The organism is Streptomyces atratus (genome assembly GCF_900119365.1).
In the GTDB taxonomy this organism is placed as follows: Bacteria; Actinomycetota; Actinomycetes; order Streptomycetales; family Streptomycetaceae; genus Streptomyces; species Streptomyces atratus_B.
The window spans coordinates 1-21,163 of the sequence record NZ_FPJO01000013.1 but is presented as its reverse complement, the minus strand read 5'-3'; the positions used below and the strand labels follow the sequence as shown (position 1 = coordinate 21,163).

The 21,163-nt window shown below is 70.5% G+C and carries 9 protein-coding genes, 2 pseudogenes and 1 other annotated feature; of the genes and pseudogenes, 7 read left to right on the top strand and 4 right to left on the bottom strand.

Annotation, left to right across the window (positions count from 1 at the left end):
• Positions 1-55: 55 nt before the first annotated feature.
• Positions 56-1,273, bottom strand: a complete 1,218-nt coding sequence (locus BT364_RS21730) for a Dyp-type peroxidase (RefSeq protein ID WP_072486894.1) — start codon at positions 1,271-1,273, stop codon at positions 56-58.
• A gap of 30 nt (positions 1,274-1,303) precedes the next feature.
• Here BT364_RS21730 and BT364_RS21725 point away from each other — a divergent pair, with 30 nt between their 5' ends.
• Positions 1,304-2,671 (top strand): right-handed parallel beta-helix repeat-containing protein, encoded by a 1,368-nt coding sequence (locus BT364_RS21725; protein WP_079179575.1) that lies wholly within the window; start codon positions 1,304-1,306, stop codon positions 2,669-2,671.
• Positions 2,672-2,779: 108 nt separating this feature from the next.
• Here the strand turns inward: BT364_RS21725 and BT364_RS21720 are convergent, their stop codons facing one another.
• The 3 genes and pseudogenes from BT364_RS21720 to BT364_RS39260 form a co-directional block, all read right to left on the bottom strand.
• Positions 2,780-3,601, bottom strand: a complete 822-nt coding sequence (locus BT364_RS21720; RefSeq protein WP_072486893.1) for a hypothetical protein — start codon at positions 3,599-3,601, stop codon at positions 2,780-2,782.
• A gap of 117 nt (positions 3,602-3,718) precedes the next feature.
• Positions 3,719-6,319, bottom strand: coding sequence for an SdrD B-like domain-containing protein (locus BT364_RS21715; protein WP_079179574.1), 2,601 nt, complete (start codon positions 6,317-6,319; stop codon positions 3,719-3,721).
• 625 nt (positions 6,320-6,944) lie between these two features.
• Positions 6,945-8,180, bottom strand: a pseudogene (locus BT364_RS39260) (IS3 family transposase).
• Positions 7,772-7,900 (bottom strand) — a sequence feature (AL1L pseudoknot). (Overlaps the previous pseudogene by 129 nt.)
• Positions 8,181-8,475: 295 nt before the next feature.
• Here BT364_RS39260 and BT364_RS21700 point away from each other — a divergent pair.
• The 6 genes and pseudogenes from BT364_RS21700 to BT364_RS21670 form a co-directional block, all read left to right on the top strand.
• Entirely contained in the window at positions 8,476-9,309 is an 834-nt protein-coding gene (locus BT364_RS21700; protein ID WP_072486890.1) for a PIG-L family deacetylase, read from the top strand.
• A gap of 480 nt (positions 9,310-9,789) precedes the next feature.
• Positions 9,790-10,419 (top strand): annotated as a pseudogene (locus tag BT364_RS21690) (transposase family protein); the annotation flags it as partial.
• A gap of 497 nt (positions 10,420-10,916) precedes the next feature.
• Positions 10,917-11,531 (top strand): winged helix-turn-helix domain-containing protein, encoded by a 615-nt coding sequence (locus tag BT364_RS21685; RefSeq protein ID WP_072486888.1) that lies wholly within the window; start codon positions 10,917-10,919, stop codon positions 11,529-11,531.
• A 5-nt stretch (positions 11,532-11,536) separates the two neighbouring features.
• Complete coding sequence (locus BT364_RS21680; RefSeq protein WP_177328191.1) at positions 11,537-12,970, top strand: MFS transporter; 1,434 nt, start codon at positions 11,537-11,539, stop codon at positions 12,968-12,970.
• A 317-nt stretch (positions 12,971-13,287) separates the two neighbouring features.
• Positions 13,288-20,031, top strand: coding sequence for a non-ribosomal peptide synthetase (locus tag BT364_RS21675; protein ID WP_256260130.1), 6,744 nt, complete (start codon positions 13,288-13,290; stop codon positions 20,029-20,031).
• 47 nt (positions 20,032-20,078) lie between these two features.
• On the top strand, positions 20,079-21,163 hold a 1,085-nt coding region (locus BT364_RS21670; RefSeq protein WP_256260129.1), incomplete at its 3' end, for a condensation domain-containing protein.

Sequence of the window (21,163 nt, the reverse complement as noted above, 5' to 3'; positions counted from 1 at the left end):
CCAGCTCTGACCAGCCGTTCCGGGGCACTTCCGGGCGGAGGGAGCGAGGCGGACTTCACGTCCAGAGCTGTTCGCCGAGAGTCCCGGCGGATGCTGCGCCGGGCAGGACGTAGGCCACCGCCGAGGCCCGGTGTTGGAGGAACGGGGTGAGGGCGTCGCGGGCGGCCAGCCGGTTCTGGATGCGGGTGAACTGGGCGGAGTCGCGCATGAAGGCGCAGAAGAGAAGGCCACGGTCGGTCGGGCCGTCGTCGTAGCTGTAGCTGCGGCGGAGCATACGGGCACCGCCGTCGAAGCGAGGGCTGGCGAGACGCACGTGGGCGGTGGCGGGGATGACGTAGGAACCGTCGGGGTTCTTCGCGTAGATGTCCGGCTCGTCATGCTCGGCGGTGCCACTGAGGGCGACGCCGTCGCGGGCACGGCGGCCGATCGCCCGGTCGCGCCGGCTCTCGGAGAGGGCCGCGAAGCCGGTGACGTCCATGCGGATCCTGCGGTAGACCAGAACGGTGCCGTTCCCGTTCCCGTGGGCTCCGGGAGGGCCCCAGACCCACTGCTCGGCCGCCGCGTGATCGGGGTTGGCGGTGCCGTCCTTGGAGCCGAACAAGTTGCGCGGGGTGGTGCCCGGGGCCGTGTGGGGCAGGAAGCCGGACTGTGTCCAGCGAGGCACGGCGCCGACCGCGTGTGCGGCCCCGCCGACGAGTTCGGCAACGACGGTGAGCGTCCAGCGGTCCGCTGCGCACAGTTGGACCAGAAGATCGCCGTTGCTGCGGCGCGGGTCGAGGCGGTCGCCGGGGAACGGCGGCAACTCCTCCAGTGAGGCTGGGACGTTGAGGTCGAGCCGAGCGGCGAGAGCAGGGCCGATGCCGACCAGGGAGGTGAGCCGGGTCGCGCCACCGCCTTGGAGCCGTGGGTCCGGCGGGGCGTCGGAGGCCGCGGTGGCGAGCGTGCTGGTCAGCGCGCCGAGGACGCTGCGAAGGGCCTTCCGGCCGGTGGCGGCCGAGGTCTGGGGGAGGTCGAAGGAGAGCAGGTACGTCGCCGGTTGCTGGGGCGCCGTGACACCTGCCTGCCGGGCGCCGTGGAAGGGAATCGCGGCCTCGGCCGGCGGGGCGCCGGTGGTGGCACGGCCGGCTGTCCGGTCGTCTCTCGCCAGTTCGTCGGCTGCCGCGCCGACCCCGGCGGCCAGCACCGCTCCGGCTGCGAGCAGTGCCCGACGCCGCCCGAAGCCGGTTGCCGCGGGTCGGAACGGATCCTGCGCATTTCCCTGTTCGGTGGGCATAGGCCTATTGGAGACGATAAAACATCTGACATGCAAACCCTGTCTGTGGAACGCCTGTTGAACCGCTCGGCAGTCCCGGCACCGGTGTTCCGGGCGGCGCGGCGTCTGTCGGCACTGGTCGTCTCGGTCGCGTTGGCGGCCACCGGATGCTCCGGTGCGGGGTCGGCGTCCGGCGATGCGCGGCATCCGGCGGGGAGCGTGCTGCGCGTCCCGCAGGATTTCCCCTCGGTGCAGCAGGCGGTGGATACCGCTCGTGAGGGCGAGACGGTCCTGATCGGCCCAGGGGTGTACCGGGAGAGCGTGCGTGTCACCAAGCCCCGCTTGGTGCTGCGCGGAACGGACCGCAACAAGGTGGTCTTCGACGGCGGTCTGCGTCTGGCCAACGGCATCACCGTGACCGGCGCCGGCTCGGTGGTCGAGAACCTCACCGTGCACGGATACCTCGCCAACGGCGTACTGTTCACCGGCGTCACCGACGAGCGGTTGCAGCAGCGCGGCGCCGGCGGCTCTGCCTACGACCCGCTGGACACCACCCGCTTTCCTCCCGTCCGGGGCTTCCGCGCGACCCGGGTGACGGCGTATAACAACGGCCTGTACGGCATCTACGCCTTTGACGCGCGCGACGGAGTGATCGAGGACTCCTACGCCTCCGGGCACGCCGACTCCGGCATCTACGTCGGCCAGTGCAAGCCCTGCGGCACCGTCGTCCGTGGCAACACCGTGGAGCGCAACGCGGTCGGCATCGAGCTGACCAATGCCTCGGACAGCCTGTCGGTGCTGGGCAACCGCGTCGCCCGCAACCGGGTCGGCGTCACAGTCAACTCCAACGACCTGGAGGCCCTCGCCCCGCAGCACGGCGCGGTGATCGCGGGCAACGTGGTCGCCGACAACAACGCCGCCGACACGCCCGAGCAGGCGGACGGGGGCTTCGGTATCGGCATCGGTATCGGCGGCGGCACCGCGAACCGCGTCCAGCGCAACCTGGTCCGAGGAAACCGGGCGGCCGGAGTGGTCGTCACCGACCCGCCGGGGCATCCGGCGAGCGGCAATCGCGTCGAAGGCAACCGCGCCACCGGCAACGGCATCGACCTCGTGCTGGCCTCGGCCGACCCCGGCAACTGTTTCGCGGGCAACCGGCCCGACACCCAGAGCCCGAACGGCCTGGAGGGTCGCGCAGGCTGCGGCACCCGCGGCCGGGGCGCGCTGCCCACCGGCCGGACCGCGCCGGTGCAGGCGCCGCCCGGCGTCCCGTTCAGCCGGGTGCCGGCCCCACCCGCCCAACCGTCCATGCCGGACCCGACGGCCCCTGGCAGGCCGGCGACCGGCCTGCCAGGGGCCGTCGACGCGGCCGCGTATCCGCTCCCGAAGGACGTGGACGCCGTGCCGTACTCACGCTGAGCATGGCGCCGCGGTGGACTCGGCCCCCGTTCACCGTGCCGCCCCGAAGGGTGGGGCGAGGAGGGCCGTCGGCAACCCCGGAAGCCGGGGCGCATCGGCACCGCGATGTCAGCCGGTGCCCCACGGCGCCTCGGGGAGCTTCGCGCGGCCCTCACGTCCGGAGAACTCCACGGTGGTCGGAGTTCCCAGGCCCGGCATCCGCATCGTCACCCGCCGCAGGCCGCCGTCAGCGTCGACCCAGTACGTCAGTGGCGACCGTCCGTCGTCAGGACCCGCACCGGGCGTGACGCCCTGGGCGCGCGGCCCGGCGAACCGGTCGTAGTTGCGGCCGTCGACGCGGTCGCGACCCAGCCAGCGAGCTCCGGACTGTGCGAGCAACAGCGGGTTGTCGGGGCGGTCCGCGCCGAGTCCGATCAGCAATTGGAGCCCGGCGTCCAGGGGATCGGTCGTGTAGGAGCGCGCGGACCAGCCCGAGCGCGGGATGTGCTCGGCCTGCTGCCAGGGCGGTCTGTTGTCGCCCTTGGGCACGGAGGCCAGGCCGAGGCCGCCGGTGTCCCAGACGATCAGCCCGTGGTCGAGCTGCCCGGTGGCGGGCCCGGAAGTGCCGGAGGATCCGGTGACTTGGTAGCTCCCCACGGCCTGGTGGGTTCGGTAGTCCACGACCCCCTTGACCCGCACCACCACTCCGCCGCCCTCGGTGGCGGTCAGGGTCACCGCCACGGGACTGGCCTGGTGCAGATTCAGCCGCGACAGCGCCAGCCTGGACGCCTCCTCCATCGTCACCGGTCGTTCGGCGGTGGTGTCGTCGGAGTAGGTCCGGTAAGCGGCCATGCCGCCCACTGCGGCGCCGCACGCCGTGATCGCGATCAGTGTTCTCAACCAGAGGGCCCGACGTGGCGTACGGCCGTCGGCCTTCCTCTTCCGAGCCATGCGGTCGCCTTCTCTCATCGGTCGGTCACACAGGAGGGCGGGTTCGCGAACCGCTGGTCCGCGAACCCGCCCGGGCCGGCCCGGACAGTCACCGGTGCCGGTCGCCCCGTTCCGGGGCTAGCGGTGCTGTGCCCTTCGCCTGCGCATCAGTACGACCAGTGCCGCACCGAGGACTGTGAGCGCGGCGCAGCCGGCCAGGGCCAGCGGAACCACCTGGCTCATACCGGTGGAAGCCAGGCCCGAGTCGGGTGCGTGGCCGGGTGCACCCGGTGCCCCTGGCGCCCCCGGCGAACCCGGCTTGCCCGGTGTGTCCGGTACCGGCGTCGTCGGTGTCGGTGTCGGCTCGGTGGCGGGAAGCCGTCGGTTGACCGCTGTCACCGAGACCCCGTCGTCGAGGTTGTCGGAGGTCAGCACCAGCGGCCCGAACACGGTCACGTCCGGTGCGACGTAACCTGCGGGCGGGCTGACCTCCTGCCAGTAGTACATGCCCGGTGCGCCGGTGCCGCGGCAGATACCGTCGGTCCCGGTCATGCAGGGCTTGCCGACCTTCGTGTCCGGCTCCGCCCCGGTGGTCTGCAGTTCGTCGGAGCCGTTACTCTCCTTCCACAGCTGGAATTTCGCCCGGGCCAGCGCTCTGCCGTCCTGGTCGTGCTTGACCAGGCGCAGCACGCCTTCCTGTTGCCGGAAGCCGAAGTCGTAGGTGTGGTCGTTCTCTCCGGGCCCGCCGGTGGTCAACGCCCGCTCCGGGAAGCGCGCGTCGCGCGGGACGATGCCCTTGGAGTCGATGAAGTGGTTGTCGCCGACATCCGCTTCCGTGGGCACCCACCGGTAGAGCGGGCCGTCCTTGGCGTAGTCGGCCGGTTTGTCGAGGCGGATGGTGTACTCGGTCCTCGGCTGGAGGCCACCGGTGACATTGGAGTCGTCGAAGTAGTACTCGCCACGCGCCGTCGTCTCGGTCGTCCCCACGCGCTTGCCCGACTCGTCGTACAGGTTGACGGTCGCGCCCACGACAGGGCGCTGGACCGGGTTCTGGATGCCCTTGCGCTCGGGGTCGTACCAGACCCGGTTGCCGATCTGGAGCGGGGCCTGGTCGCAGAGCACCTCCAGGTCGCCCATCGAGGCGCCCTTGCCGAACGGGGCGATGCTTCCCGGTGGGTTGAGGCGCAGGCCGCCCTTCGGGTCCTGCTTTCCGTCGCGCTTGACGAAGGCGGTGCCGTACCCGAAGGCGGTGCTGTTGGGGTCGAAGCCGGCGGTCGCGATGGTGTCCTCGACCTTGGAGAGCGCCATGCCCGCGAAGGACGCGTTGTGATGGGAGCCCATCCGGCTGTTGTCGAAGAAGCGGGTGCCCCGGGGGGAGAGTCCGCAACCGTTGTTGGTGTCCATCACGTACACCCCGTCTGCCAGGCATGCCTTGTTCAGGTCGCCGCCTGACAAGACGTTGGCGGGTGCGTTGGGTGTGGGACCGGCCGGGGCGCGGTCGCCGAAGCGGTCGCGGAAGGCCAGCAGCATGGAGCCGTCGGCCTCGAATCCGATCTCGCCCAACTCCGGTTCGGGTTGGGCCAGATAGCTCTGGCAAGCCTGTCCGTTCTGGGAGGTCGGGAAGGTGTTGGTCCAGGGGAACCAGCCCGCGCCGTCGCACGGGCCATTGCCGACCGTGGACTCACGCGGGTAGTCCAGCGGCTGGTCCAGCACCGCCTTGCGGAACGCTCCGGTGGCGAGGTCGAAGGGCATGACCACCGCGCGCAGGTCCGAGAGCTTCCCGGTGGACTCGCCGGAGCACACGCCGCCGAGGTAGCCGACGCCGTCCTGCAGGCCGAGGCCGAAGGGGCGCCAGTCCCCGGCCGTCGAACAGCCCGGGTCCGGGATGGCGTGGACGGCCTTCGGCGCCGAAGCGGTCGCCGCCGTGGCGTCGTAGCGGTAGAGCTTGCGGTTGTTGAGGTTGACGACGAACAGGTCCTTGCCGTCATCGGTGATCTTGATGCCGCCCAGGCTCTCCTTGCCCGGAACGGCAAGGAAGGCGTCGTCGGTACCCGACCCGTGCGCCGTCGTCCCCGCGTCCGGGACGACGGCGAACAGCGTGGTTTTCTTCTGTGCGAGGTCGGTCACGTAGATCCCCCCGGCGCCGCCCGGACCGTAGTCCGTGGTGCGCTTGGCCACTGCAGAGGAGAACACCCGCTTGTCGGCCTTGTTCCACGCGATGCCGAACAATGTACCGGTCTCGGCGTTGGTGGCGATGTTCGTGACGTTGACGTCGACGCCGTCCTGGCCGCGCGCGTTGTACGGGAAGGAGACCAGCGTGCGCTGGGTCCCGCCCTCACGCGTGGCGGGCTGACAGGTCGTCATCAGTGGCGCGTTCTTCTGGCAGTAGTCACCCGGACTCCACAACCCGGTGGTGTATGCCACGTTCTTCCCGCCGGAGAGGTCGACGAACTCCTCATTGCTGCTCAACTGGTTGGGGGCACCGTCCAGTCCCTGGCGCGAGGCGAAGGCCGGGAACAGCGCATCCGGCTTCGGATTCACCACCTGCACCCGGTACTTGCCGCTGGTGGTCCCACCCGCCGCCGGAGTCAGTGTCACGGTGCCGTCGGCCGCCGTGACCCCCTCGATGCCCGTTCCGGCGTCGTCGGTGAGGGTCACCCTGACGCCCGCGAGGCCCGGTTCCAGCGCGGGTGTCCACACTCCGCTGTTGTCGACGGCCCGGATCACCCGGACCGTCACTGACCCGTCCTCCGTCTGTGAATGCGCCGCAGGCGCGACGGCTAACGAGCTACTACCGATTCCCAAGGCGAGCGCGGCCAGGCAACCGACGGTGCGGCGACCGAGCATGCCCGGCCGCCGCCGACGCGGCTCGGGCGCGGCTCCCTTCGCTTGTTCATTCGTAGATGTCATCTCCTGCTCTCAGCGTTTAGAAGGGCCTGATGCCCTGCTCGTGAGGGAGTACCTAGAGATGCGGAGAACCGCCTTGACAGCGATCTTAGAAGGGCTTTGAGCAAGATCGTGGCGGAATGGCGAACTTGTCCTCCGTCGAACTGTCACGCGACGGCCTCCGAGCGCATCGCAGGCGGGCGGCGACGTGGCGAGCGAGGCGCAGACCGTACGGGCGACGGTGGAGTCAAGCCCCGGGTTTCGTGGAGAGTGAGTTAGACCGACCGGCAATTGGGGGGTGGGTGAAGGAGCGGGGCTGGGCACGCACATCTGCCGCGTTGTCGTCAATCAACAACTTCCCCAAGCTCTCGGCTTCGCTCGAGCAGGGGAGACCCCATTGCGTTGCCTCAATCCTCCGCCTTGCAGCTGCATGCACCCAGCCCCGCTCCTTCACCCACTCCCCAATTGCCGGTCGGTCTTAGCTGGTTTTCTGGAGTGATGCTGGGGGTTGGGCCGCGTAGTGGGCGGCTTCGTGCTCGGCGGGGGTGACGTGACCGAGTTCGCCGTGCAGGCGCCGCTGGTTGAACCAGTCGATGTACTCGGCGACGGCGATCTCGACGTCGTTGATGGACGTCCAGGGGCCCTTGTTGCGGATCAGTTCGGCCTTGAAGAGGCTGTTGAACGCCTCGGCGAGGGCGTTGTCATACGAGTCGCCCTTGGAACCGACCGAGGCCACGGCCGCCTCGTCGGCGAGGCGTTCGGTGTAGCGAATGGCACGGTATTGAACGCCGCGGTCGGAGTGGTGCGTGAGGCCGGTGAGGTCGGCGCCGGTGTGCCGACGGCGCCAGATCGCCATCTCCAGCGCGTGAAGGGCGAGGTCGGTGTAGAGCTGGTGGCGACCTGCCAGCCGACGACCAGGCGGGAGAAGACATCGATGACGAAGGCCGCGTGGACCCAGCCGGAGAACGTTCTGATGTAGGTGATGTCGGCAACCCACAACTGGTTCGGGGTAGTTGCGGTGAACTGCCGCTCGACCAGATCGGCCGGACGGTCGGTCTCCGGAGCAGGGCGGGTGGTGCGTGGGCCCTTGGCCCGGATCACGCCGCGAAGCCCCGCCTGACGCATGAGGCGTTCGACCGTGCAGCGGGCCACCTCGACTCCCTCGCGGACCAGGGCGGCGTGGACCTTGCGGGCTCCGCAGACACCGTAGTTGTCGGCGTGGATCCGGCGTATCTCCTGGGGGAGTTGCTCGTCGCGCAGGCTGCGGGCCGACGGCGGACGGGTGTGGGCAGCGTATCAGGTGCTCGGCGCGATCGGCGCATCCGTCTCGGCGAGGACGTCGCAGATCGGCTGGACGCCGAACGTCTCCTTGTACTGGTCGGTGTAGGCGATCTTCATCGCAGTGGACGGTCCAGCTCCGCGGCGAAGAAAGCCGAGGCGGACTTCAATATCGCGTTCGCCCGCCGCAGTTCCTTCACCTCCCGCCCCAGCTCCGCGATCCGGGCAGCCTCCGAGGTAGTCCCGGGCACGAATCCCTCGTCGGTCTCGGCCCGTTTCACCCAGCCCCGCAGGGCCTCGGGGTGCACGTCCAACTGGTCGGCGATCCGCTTGATCGCTCCGGCCCGGCCGGGTCCTTGCGGACCTCGATGGCCAGACGCGTCGCGCGTTCACGCAGTTCGTCGGGGTACTTACGGGGAGCAGCCGTGATCGGCATCCTTCCGGGTCTTGATGATCTCCATCAAACCCGGGGCGGTTCGACGTGGCGCTGAGACGTGCAGGTCGCGCCTGTACCGCGTTCGCGTCGAAACTCCGACGCCTGACAGGCCAATTGGCTGCGCCGGGAACAGCGGTCCGGTCGGCACGGTTGCATCGACCGAGGACCGGCGCCGTACGGGCGGGGAGACACGGAGACTGCAAGGGTGTCCGCCCCGCCAGGATCCGGGCCCCAGGGGCGCGGTGCGCCCGCCGCGCCCTCGGACCAACCCGTATTTCTGCAGGAGGACTGTTTCATGATTGACCGGCCCTTGACGCTCATGGCAGTACACGCCCACCCCGACGACGAGGCCACCGGAACCGGAGGGGTCCTCGCGCGGTACGCGGCGGAAGGCATCCGCACGGTTCTCGTGACATGTACCGACGGCGGTTGCGGTGACGGACCGGGGGGCGTCAAGCCGGGCGATCCCGGGCACGATCCGGCGGCCGTCGCCCTGATGCGCCGCCAAGAACTCAAGGCGAGCTGTGACGTCCTGAAGGTCAGCGATCTGGAACTGCTGGACTATGCCGACTCCGGGATGATCGGCTGGCCGAGCAATGGCGCCCCCGGATCCTTCTGGCAGACCCCCGTGGAGGAAGGTGCTGCCCGACTTGCGGAACTCATGCGTCACTACCGACCCGATGTGGTCGTCACCTACGACGAGAACGGCTTCTACGGCCACCCCGACCACATTCAGGCCCACCGCATCACGATGGCGGCGCTGGAGATGACCGCGCTGACACCGAAGGTGTACTGGACGACGATGCCTCGCTCGATGATGCAGCGGTTCGGGGAGACCATGCGCGAGTTTCATGAGGACATGCCGGAACCGGATCCTGCCGAGGCCGCCGCGATGGCCGAGATCGGTCTGCCCGACGATGAGATCACCACGTGGGTGGACACCACCGCATTCAGCGGTCAGAAGTTCGATGCGCTGGCCGCGCACGCCAGTCAGGGCGAGAACATCTTCTTCCTCAAGATGGGCAAGGAGAGATTCGGCGAGTTGATGGGCATGGAGACCTTCGTACGTGTCAAGGACGCCACCGGCGCGGCCGTACCCGAGAACGATCTCTTCGCCGGACTGCGCTGATCCGCTGCGTGTCGTCATTACCGTGTTGACGCCGGCGTGGACTGGACAGTTCGCCAGTCGGGTGGCGGCCGGCACGGTACTGGGTCTCCTGCCCGCAGTCGGGCTGTCCACGACGCCCGAATGTCGCAGAGCGGGAACCATGAGTGGCGACAACTCGCCATGGACGGGCTGCTGTTTGCGGGTGGGCTTCGGGCCGCTTCGGAGCCGGACTCCTTTGCTGTACACATGACCGTGCTGTGTGAAGACGCAGGGTGCTCGGTCCGGCCAGTTGGTGACATCCTTCTCTGGAGGACCTTCGGGCTGCCTGTCGAACTCACCGTCGCTGAACGCACGTCTGGGCTGGTTCCGATCGGGGGCGAGGAGTGAGCTGATTCCGACCTGTCGGCGGTGTCCGTCAGTCGGGCGGGCTCTGCGACGCGATGAAGCTCCTGGCAGGAGGTGTCACGACCAAGGTCCACCGTGCCCCACCAGGAGCTTCGCGTGTTTGTCCACCCGTCGTCGATTGGTCTGTCCAGCCGGACCCTGCGCTGCCTGAGCGCTCAGCTGTGTGCCCGGGGGCGACCGGGACGTGCCGGCGGCGTCTGCCCGCAGACCGGCAGGCCCTGCCCGTCTTGGCTCACCTGCGGTGCGGCGATACCTGTGCCCGGCTCGCCGCCGGGTTCCGCATCGGCATCGCGACCGTCCATCGCTGCACACGCGAGGTCATCGACGTCCTGGCCGCCCTCGCCCCGACCACGACCGAGGCGATGAAGACCATCCGGACCAAGGCGTTCGTGATCCCGGACGGCACCCTCCTGCCGATCGGCCGGATCGCCGCCGACACCCCGTACCGCTCCGGGAAACACAGCGCCACGGCATGAACGCCCACGTCCTCACCGTTCCGTTCGGTCGGCTGCTGCGGGCGTCCCCCGCCCTGCCCGGGTCTGTCCACGACCTGACCGCCGCACGCACCTGCGGGATCACCGACGCGCTCGCCGCGGCCGAGCCGAAGTGCTGCGAGGACAGGGCGTACCAGGGAGTCGGCCACCCCTACGGAAGCTTCGCTGCAGCACCAACCGCATCACCGCGATCGTCCAGACCGCTCTCGTCCTCCATCACGCATGGCGTGAGGTTGGCAAAGGCTCAGTGAGGTGGGCGATGTGGAAGTGCCGGGAGGGGAAGCGGCCGAAGCCGGTGGTCTTGCCGCACCGGATACGCGTCTTCGACGCGGGCGTGTGCGCGGTGGTGGACTTTTAGGTGCTGCAGGGAGCCCTCGCCGCAGAGGGTGTCGGGGAGGAAGGGTTTGGGGACCTGGAGCGCATCCTGGACCGGGCGAACGCGGCCGGCGCCCTCATCGACCACGCGCTGTGTTCCGGGAGCCCAGGCACCCCGTGAGCGGAGGCGGCGCCATGGGGGCCGGCGGGCGCCCCGAGGTCGACCGCGACGCGCTGCCGTTCCTCTACGTGCGCCGTAGCAGGAAGAGGTCCCTCCGGCGGTACGGAGTCCAGCCGTGAGTCGGTGCTGGTATCAGTCCGCGTACCGCCGGAATTCAGCCACCTCCTCGACTGCAAAGACTTCTGTGCACAGGAGTCTGTGCACAGAAGTCTTTGTCATCTACCTTGGGCCTCATGGAACCTCCTGAGCAGCCCTCCCAAGTGCAACTGACCGCTCGTAACCTGCGGGGTGTCGCACATCCGCTGCGGGTGCGGATGCTGACGGTCCTGCGGACGGAGGGGCCGGCCACGGCCACCACGCTCGCCCGGCGGTTGAACCAGAACACCGGCGCGACCAGCTATCACCTGCGCCAGCTAGCCGAGTACGGCTTCATCGTCGAGGCGCCGTCCCGGGGCGGCCGCCGTGAGCGCTGGTGGCAGGCGGCGCACGTCAACACGGTCGTACCGGACGATTCGGTGCTGGCGGGCGATGACGGTCTCGGCACCGCCTATTTGCAGGCGCTCGGCCAGGTCTGGTCCGACGCGATGACGACCGCCATCGACGCGACCACCTCGCTGTCGCCCGAGTGGCGCGACGCCCAGGACTTCGGCGACTACGTGCTCACGCTCACCCCGGCCGAGGCCGAAGAGCTGTCGGCGGATATCCACCAACTGCTCCGCCGACGCAACTCCTCGCCCGAACCGGCAGGTTCGCCGCTGCCCGAGGGCGCGGCGCGAGTCGCCTTCCAGTTCCAGTTGTTCCCCACCGGCGCAGACCGGCACGTCTCCCACCCCACCGACTCGGAGTGAGAAAGATGACCTCTCGGCACGCGGCCGCCCAGCAAGCGGCGGACAGTGGCACACGCAAACCATCTCCGGACGCCCCGGACGCCCCGGACGCCCCGGACGCCCCGGACGCCCCGGAGGGCGGGCCCCGGGTCCTGCGCGGACTGGTCGGCATGCTGTCGGCCAACGCGGCTTCCCTGTCGGCCAATCGGGTGCTCTCGATCGCCCTGCCCTGGTTCGTCCTGACGACGACCGGCAGCGTCGGCAAGACGGGTCTGGTCGCTTTCTTTCAGATAGTCCCCTACGTGGTGGCCCAGGCGCTGGCGGGGCCGATCATCGACCGGGTCGGCCCCAAGCGCATCAGCGTGGCCGGCGACCTGGCCTCCACCATCGCGACGGCCACCGCCCCGTTGCTCTACCTGACGGGACACCTGTCCTTCGGTCTGCTGCTGGGGCTGCTGGCCGTGGTCGGCGCGGCGGACGGCCCGGCCAACGGGGCCAAGGGGCTCTTCGTGCCCGCGGCCACCCGCGCGGCCCGGGTGCCGCTGGAACGGGGGACCGGTCTGTCGGCGGCGGTCGAACGGACCGCGACGACCATCGGACCGGCCGTCGCCGGTGTGGTCGTCGCCTCCTTCGGCAGCCTTTACGCCCTGTGGATCACCGCCTGCCTGTTCGGTGTGTCGGCGCTGATCGTCTCCACCACCCTCAGCGACCCGGTGCCCGAGCCGCACGAGACGCCGGTCGAGGAGGCCGAGGGCTATCTCTCGCGGCTGCGTCAGGGCGCCGTGTTCCTGCGCGACGCCAAGCTGCTGCGGTCCATCGTGTGCATGCTCGCCGTGACCAACCTGCTCGACCAGGCGTTCATGTCCGTGCTGCTGCCGGTCTGGGCGAAGGAGACGGGCAACGGTGCGGGAGCCATTGGCCTGGTGGTCAGTGTCTTCGCCGCGACATCGATCGTCGCCGCGCTCGTGGCCGCGGGAGTGGCCGAGCGGCTGCCCCGGCGTACCGTCTATCTGATCGGCTTCACGCTGGGCGGCGTCCCGCGCTTCGTGGCCATGGCCACGGGGGCGCCCCTGTGGCTGGTGCTGGTGGTGCTGGCGGTGGGTGGCCTGGGCTCAGGCTTCGTCAATCCGATCGTGGGGGCCGTGACGTACGAACTGATCCCCACTCCGCTGCTGGGACGGGTCAAGACGCTGGCTCAGGCCGTCACCTGGGCGGGCATCCCCTTCGGCGGACTGCTGGGCGCGGGACTGGTGACGGTGGCGGGCACCTCGGGCGCGCTGTGGATCGTGGGCGGGCTCTACCTCGTCGCCATCGGTGTGCCGGCCCTGAACCGGGAGTGGGCGGGCATGCGCAAGCGGACGGTGTCCGACGCGAGCCCTGTCGGCACCGAGCACGGGAATGGGAGCATGGCCGGTAAGGCTTCGGTTCCCGGGGAAGCGGCGGCCAAGGAAGCCGCGTAGGCGGCGGTACGGGACCGGCACCGGCCGGGCGGTGGACCGCCTGTCGGCCGCCGGTTCCGTGTCCCCGCCTCTGCCCGGACGGCAGATCTCCGCCACGGCGAGCGGAACTCCGCTGACCGGGCGCGGTGTTCACGCCCGGACCGGCGTAAGTGCCCACGCCCGACGGGTAGAAGTGCCCACGCCCGACGGGCAGAAGTGGCCACGTCCGACGGGCAGAAGTGACCAGTTATCTCCTCCAGATCGCTCTGCGAGCATCGGATTCGGCTGAGTTTCCGAGGGTTTTCGCAAACGGTCGATGACGAGGAACTGGTGGACACATGACGACGAAGCCGATGATGGCCGCGGCCTCCGGCCAGAGGGCCGAGCAGGGCGGTTTCTCTCCTGCGGAAGCCCGCATCGCAACAGTGTGGAATGCGGTGCTCGGCGCCGAGGTGACCGGGGCGGAGGACGAATTCTTCCGGCTCGGCGGAACCCGCCCGCAGGCGGCGGAAATGGCACGCCGGATCGCGGAGGAATTCGGTTCGGAATTCGGCGCGGAAACACTGCCGGAGCCGTTGACGGTGCGGGGGGTGGCGTCGTTCCTCGCGGAGGAAGCTCTGCTGCGGACCCACCGGCTGTTCGAGTCGGCCGACTTCGATGCCGAGGGCGCGACGGACGCCATGGACGCCCTGGTGGCGGCCGGGGCTCCGGACGACGCTCCGGTCATCCCCCGCGCGCCCCGGCACGGACGTCCGCTGCCGCTGTCGTTCGCGCAGCACCGACTGTGGTTCCTGGACCAGTTGGAGCCCGGCCGGGCCGAGTACCTGATCCCCATGGGACTGCGCATCCGCGGCCCGCTGGACGTCCCTGCGCTGCGCGCGTCGCTGTCGGAGCTGGTGAGCCGGCACGAGGTGCTGCGCACCCGCTTCGCCAGCGACGCGGACGGCAACCCCGGCCAGGTCGTCGACCCACCCCGGCCGCTGCCGCTCGCCGTTCACGACCTGCGGTCCGTCGCCGGACAGGACGCGCGCGAGGAGGAGGCCGCCGCGATCGTGGACACCGAGGGCTTCCGCCCGATGGACCTCGGCACCGGACCGATGGTGCGTGCGCTGCTGATCCGGCTGGCCGACGAGGAACACCTTCTCTATCTGACGGTACATCACATCGCCTTCGACGGATGGTCGGCGGGGGTGCTGTCCCGGGAGCTGACCGCGCTGTACGGCGCGCGGGCCGCGGGCAAGGCCGCCGGCCTGTCCGAACCTCCCCTCCAGTACGCCGACTTCGCGGCCTGGCAGCGCCAGTGGTTCACCGGCGAGGTGCTGGCGGAGCAACTGGACTACTGGCGCGCCCGACTGGCCGGCATCGAACCGCTGGAGCTGCCCACCGACCGCCGACGTCCGGCGCGGCGCAGCGGCAACGGTGCCATGCTCACCTTCCGCGTGCCGGCGGAGACCGCCGACGGCGCCCGCAGGCTCTCCCAGGAGACCGGCGCGAGCCTGTTCATGACCCTGCTGGCGGTCTTCCAGGTGGTGCTGTCGCGCTACAGCGGCCAGGAGGACATCACGGTAGGCACCCCGATCGCGGGCCGCAACCGGGCCGAGATCGAGAACATGATCGGCTTCTTCGTGAACACGCTGGTCATGCGCACCGACCTGTCCGGTGACCCGACGTTCGCCGAACTGCTGGCCCGGGTCAAGGACACCGCGCTGGGTGCCTACGACCACCAGGACCTGCCCTTCGAACGCTTGGTGGAGGAGCTGGCCCCGCAGCGGGACCTGTCGCGCAATCCGCTGTTCCAGACGATGTTCGTCCTCCAGAACACCCCCGACAGCCGGTCTTGGGAACTGCCGGGCCTGACCGTGCGCCAGCTCGACGTGTCCGCCCAGGACTCCAAGTTCGACTTCACCTTCTACGCCACCGAGGCCGCCGACGGCGCTCTGGACGGCACCATCGTGTACTCCACCGACCTGTTCGACGAAGCCACGATGGTGCGGCTCGCCGGGCACTTCGAGACGCTGCTGGCTGCCGCCTGCGCCACCCCGGACGCCCGGCTGTCCGAGCTTCCGATGCTGACCGCCGCCGAGCGCCGGACGATCCTCGGCGAGTGGAACGGGGCCGACACCGACGCCCCGGACACGGTGACCGTCACCCGGCTGATCGAGGAACAGACCGCTCGCCACCCCGACGCGCCGGCCGTGACCTGCGGTGCCGACCGGCTGACCTATCGTCAGCTCGACGAGCGGGCCGAGTGGATCGCCGGCCGGCTGCGCGAGCGTGGTGCCGGGCCGGGCACCCTGGTCGCGGTCTGCCTGGACCGCGGTACGGACATGGTGTGCGCGCTGCTCGGCATCCACAAGTCGGGGGCGGCATACGTGCCGCTGGACCCGGCGTACCCCACGGACCGGCTCGCCCACATGGTCGAGGACAGCGGCGCCCCACTGATCGTCACCCAGTCCGCGCACACCGGCCGCCTGCCCGCCCACACGCCGACGCTGCTGCTGGACGGGGACTGGCCAGAGCGGCCCCACACCGCCTCCGCCGGTCCGGTGGCGCAGGCCGGCCCGGACGACGTGGCCTACGTGATCTACACCAGTGGTTCCACCGGCCGCCCCAAGGGCGTGCAGATCACCCACGGCGCGCTGCGTGCGCGGATGCGGGAGACACGCCGTGAGCTGGGGCTCACGCCCGAGGACCGGGTCCTGCAGTTCGCCTCGATCGCGTTCGACTCGTCGGTGGGTCAGATGTTCGCCCCGCTCGTCTCCGGGGCGGGTCTGGTGCTGCGCGACGACACCTGGGACTCGGGCCGGCTGGCGGCGGCGCTGCGCGAGCACCGGGTCACGGTGGCATGGCTCACCCCGTCGGCGTTCGGGGCACTGGCCGCCGACCTGGACGGGCCGGACGCGCTGGGCCCGCAGCTGCGACTGGTCAGGCTCGGCGGCGAGGCGCTCCAGCGGGAACAGGTCAGGCAGTGGTTCCGGCACTGCGCGGTGCCTCTGGTCAACGGTTACGGCCCCACGGAGGCCGCGCAAGAGGCGACGACCGCCAGGATCAACGGTCCCGTCGACCGGGTGCCGATCGGCCGGCCGGTCGCCAACGCGAAGGTGTTCGTGGTCGACCGCCACGGCCGGCCGGTGCCGGTGGGCGTGCCGGGCGAGATGTGGATCGGCTGCCCCGGGCTGGCCCGCGGCTATCTGTACCGGCCCGAGCTGACCGGCGAGAAGTTCACCATCGTGGACGTGGACGGCACGCCGCGGCGTGTCTACCGCACCGGTGACCTCGCCCGGTGGCTGCCGGACGGGCGGTTGGAGTTCGTGGGCCGCTCCGACAACCAGGTCAAGCTGCGCGGCTACCGCATCGAACTGGGCGAGATCGAGACGGCGTTGCTCGCCCACCCCACGATCACCGGCGCCACCGTCGTGCTGCGCGAGGACGTTCCCGGTGTGCAGAGGCTGGTGGCGTACGTGGTGCCCGTGGGCCCCCTCGACGCGAGCGCGCTGCGCGCCCACCTCCAGCGCGACCTGCCGGACTACATGGTGCCCACGGCGTTTGTGCCGCTGGAGCGCATCCCGCTCACCCCGAACGGCAAGACAGACCGCCGGGCACTTCCCGCGCCTGCCTCCGACCGGTCCGGACTGGGCGCCGCGTACACCGAGCCGCGCACGGACATCGAACGCACGGTGACCGAGGTGTGGTCCGAGGTGCTGGGCGTCGACCGGATCGGCGTGCACGACGACTTCTTCGCGCTGGGCGGGCATTCGCTGCTGGCCACCCAGGTCGTGTCGCGGCTGCGCCGGCGGTTGGGCGCCGATGTGCCGGTGCGCACGCTGTTCAGCGCGCCGACCCCGGCGCTGTTGGCCGCGGCCGTGACGGAGCTGGATGGCACGGAGGTCGGCCGCATCCCGGCGGCGCCGCGCCACAGCGCTCCGCCGCCACTCAGCTTTGCGCAGCAACGGCTTTGGTTTCTGAACCAGTTGGAGCCGGGTCGGGCCGAATATCTGCTGCCCTTCGCCTTCCGCATCCACGGCCCCCTGGACACTGACGCCCTGAACGCCGCGTTCACCGCGGTGGTGGCGCGCCACGAGATCCTGCGCACCCGGTTCGGTACGGACGCGGCGGGCTCCCCGGCGCAGCTGATCGACCCGGCGCTGCCGGTGCGGATGCTGGTACGGGACCTGCGCCGGATGGGTGACACGGCTGCCCGCGAGGACGCCCTGGCGGAGGTGCTGCGCGAGGACGGACTGCGGCCGGTCGACCTCGGCACCGGACCGATGCTGCGCGCGCTGCTGGTACGGCTGGCCGACGAGGAGTACGTCCTGGCGGTCACCGTGCACCACATCGCCTTCGACGGCTGGTCGGTGGGTGTGCTGGTGCGCGAGCTGTCCGCGCGGTACGCAGAAGCCCTCTCGGACCGCTCCGGCACGCCCGGGCCGGATCCACTGCCGGTGCAGTACGCCGACTACGCGGTGTGGCAGCGCGCCTGGCTGTCCGGTGCGCCGCTGGATCGGCAACTCTCTTACTGGCGCGATCGGTTGAGCGGACTGGAGCCGCTGGAGCTGCCGACCGACCACGCGCGGCCGGCGGAGCGCGGCGGGCGGGGCGAGGTGGTCCGGTTCTCGGTGCCCGCCGAGGTCGCCGCCCGTGCCCGCGCGGTGTCCGCCGAGAGCGGCGCGAGCCTGTTCATGACCCTGCTGGCCGTCTTCCAGCTGCTGCTGGCCCGCTACAGCGGGCAGCGGGACATCGCGGTCGGCAGCCCGGTCGCCGGTCGCAACCGTGCCGAGACGGAGGATCTGATCGGTTTCTTCGTCAACACCCTCGTCCTGCGCACCGACCTGTCCGGCGACCTGACGTTCGCCGAACTGCTGGCCCGGGTCAAGGACACCGCGCTGGGTGCCTACGACCACCAGGACCTGCCCTTCGAACGCCTCGTGGAGGAACTCGCCCCCGACCGCGACCTGTCCCGCAACCCCCTGTTCCAGACCCTGTTCGCGTTGCAGAACATGCCGGGCGCGGACGCCTGGAACCTGCCGGGCCTGACGGCGGAGCCCGTCGAGCCCCCGGTCCGGGACGCCAAGTTCGACCTGTCGATGTACCTCGCGGAGGCGGCGGACGGCACGCTGGACGGCGCCGTGGTCTACGCGGACGACCTCTTCACCGAGGACACCGCGCGCCGCCTGGCCGGTCACTTCACCAACCTGCTGGCCGCGGCCACGATTCGCCCGCACAGCGCGCTGTCCGAGGTGGAGATGCTGGACGCGGGGGAGCGGCACCGTGTCCTCACCGAGTGGAACGACACCGCCGCGCCCGTTCCGGCAGCGACACTGCACCGGTTGTTCGAGCAGCGGGCGGCACAGGACCCGGACGCGGTCGCAGTCGTCTGCGGCACGGACATTCTGACGTACCGTCAGCTCGATGAGCGGGCCAACCGTCTGGCCCACCGGCTGCGCGCTGTGCCGGGCATCGGTCCGGACGTACCCGTGGGCGTCTGCCTGGAACGCTCGCCCGCCATGGTGTGGACGTTGCTCGGCATCCTGAAGGCCGGTGCCGCGTACGTCCCGCTCGACCCGGAGCACCCGGAGGAACGGCTGGCGTACCTGGTGGCGGACTCCGGCGCGCCGCTGATCGTCACCGACATCGCGCACGCCGCCCTGCTGCCGGACGGCCCGGACCTGCTGGCCGTGGACCGCCCCGCCGACCTGCCGGACACCCTGCCCACGGACGCGCCGGAACCCGTCGCGGACCTCGGCGACCTGTGCTACCTGATCTACACCAGCGGTTCCACGGGCCGCCCGAAGGGCGTCCGCATCGAACACCGCGGAGTGGTCAACTACCTGGCCGGCATGCAGCACGCGTTCCCGATCGCTCCGGGCGAGGGCTTCCTCCAGGCCACGCCGCTGTCCTTCGACGTGTCGGCGTACGAGATCTTCTGGCCCCTGTGGCAGGGTGCCACGGTCGTGCTGGTGCCGGGCTCCGACCGGCTCGACATGGCCGAGGTGTCCCGCCTGATGCGCGCCCACCGCGTGGTCGGCCTGCACTTCGTGCCGAGCCTGCTGGACTTGTTCGTCTCCCGGGTACGGCCCGGGGACTGCACGCACCTGCGGTACGCCTTCGCCAGTGGCGAGCCGCTCCAGCCGACGCTGGTGAGCCGGTTCACCGAGAGCTTCCCCGGTGACCTCGTCAACCTGTACGGCGCCACCGAGGTCTCGGTGGACACGACGTACTGGCGGGCCTCGCGCACGGACCCGGCCGGACCGGTCCTCGCGGGCCGTCCCATGGTCAACCAGACCGTGTACGTCCTGGACCCGGACCGCCGCCCCGTGCCTGCGGGTGTGCTGGGCGAGGTGTACCTCGGTGGCGACAGCGTCGGGCGCGGTTACCACCAGCGGCCCGACCTCACCGCCGAGCGTTTCGTCGCCGACCCGTTCCGCGGCGGCCGGATGTACCGCACGGGCGATCTCGGCCGGTTCACCGCAGACGGCGAACTGGACCTGCTGGGACGGATCGACCGTCAGGTGAAACTGCGCGGCGTCCGGGTCGAACTCGGCGAGATCGAGGCGACGCTGCTCACCCGCGGCGCGGTCGGGGCCTGCGCGGTGGTGGTCCGGGAGGACACTCCCGGCGACAAGCGGCTGGTCGCCTACTGCGTGCCCGCGCCCGACGCCACGGTGGACGTCGGCGCGCTGCGCGAGTGGGCCGCCGAACGCCTGCCTCGCGCCATGATGCCGTCCGCGTTCGCGATCCTGCCGGAACTGCCGCTCAACCGGAACGGCAAGGTCGACCACGCGGCACTGCCGGCCCCCGGGAACGACGGCGACAGCACGGCCGGATACACCGCGCCACGGGACGAGATCGAGGCGGAGATCGCCGGGATCATGGCCGCCGTGCTCGGCGTCGAACGCGTAGGGGTCCACGAGAGGTTCTTCGACGTCGGCGGGCACTCCCTGCTCGCCCTCCAGCTCGTCAATCAGGTCGAGTCGGTGACCGGAGTACGCATCGGCCTGCGACGCCTTTTTCAGTCGCCGACCGTCATCGGCATCAAGCAACAGCTCATCGAATTGTTCGACGCGCAGGAACAGCTTTCCTGAAACAGCGGCCCATTGCCCACGCAAGAAGACGAAGAGGACGGAACATCATGGGCGAGAACTCGGTGGAGGCACGGCTGCTGTCCCGCATGCGGCGGCGTGCGGAAGCGGCCCGGATCGTACGGGCTGACCGGGAGGCCGGACCGCTGCCGCTGCCGCTGTCGTTCGCGCAGCAGCGGCTGTGGTTCCTGGACCGGCTGACGCCGGACAGCGCGGAATACCTGGTGCCGACGGTGCTGCGGGTGCGCGGCGCGCTGGACGTCCCCGCGCTCGGCACAGCACTGTCAGGTCTGGTGGCCCGGCACGAGGTGCTGCGGACGGCGTTCCCGGCGGACGACAACGGCACACCGCGGCAGGTGATCAGCGCACCCTGGCCGGTGGAGGTCACGGTCCACGACCTGCGGGCCGAGGCGGACACGGAGACCCGCGCGGGCGAGGTACTGCGCACCGAGGCGACGCGTCCGTTCGACCTGGAGGCCGGGCGGCTCCTGCGGGCCGACGTGGTGCAGCTCGCGGACGACGACCACTTCCTGCTGCTGATGGTGCACCACATCGCTTCGGACGGCTGGTCCTCCGGGATTCTGGCCCGCGAACTGCGCGAGCTGTACGCGGCCGCCGTTGTCGGACGCGAGGCTTCGCTGCCCGAACTCCTCATTCAGTATGCGGACTTCGCCGCCTGGCAGCGGGAGCAACTCAGCGGGGATTTCCTGGAGAGGCAGTTGACGTACTGGCGCGAGCGCCTCGCCCACGTGACGCCGCTCGAGCTTCCCGCCGACCACCAGCGTCCGGCGCAGCCGAGCGGCGGCGGTGACGTGGTCACCTTCTCGGTGCCGTCGGAGGTGACGGAGGCGCTGCGGGCGACGGCGAGCGGGCAGGGCGCGAGCCTGTTCATGGCGCTGCTGTCCCTGTTCCAGATCGTTCTGGCCCGCTACTGCCGCCAGGACGACATCGCGGTCGGCACCCCGGTCGCCGGCCGTAACCGTGCCGAGACGGAGGGTCTGATCGGTTTCTTCGTCAATACTCTCGTCCTGCGTACCGACCTGTCCGGTGACCCGGCGTTCACCGAACTCCTCGACCGGGTCAAGGACACCGCGCTCGGTGCCTACGACCACCAGGACCTGCCCTTCGAACGCCT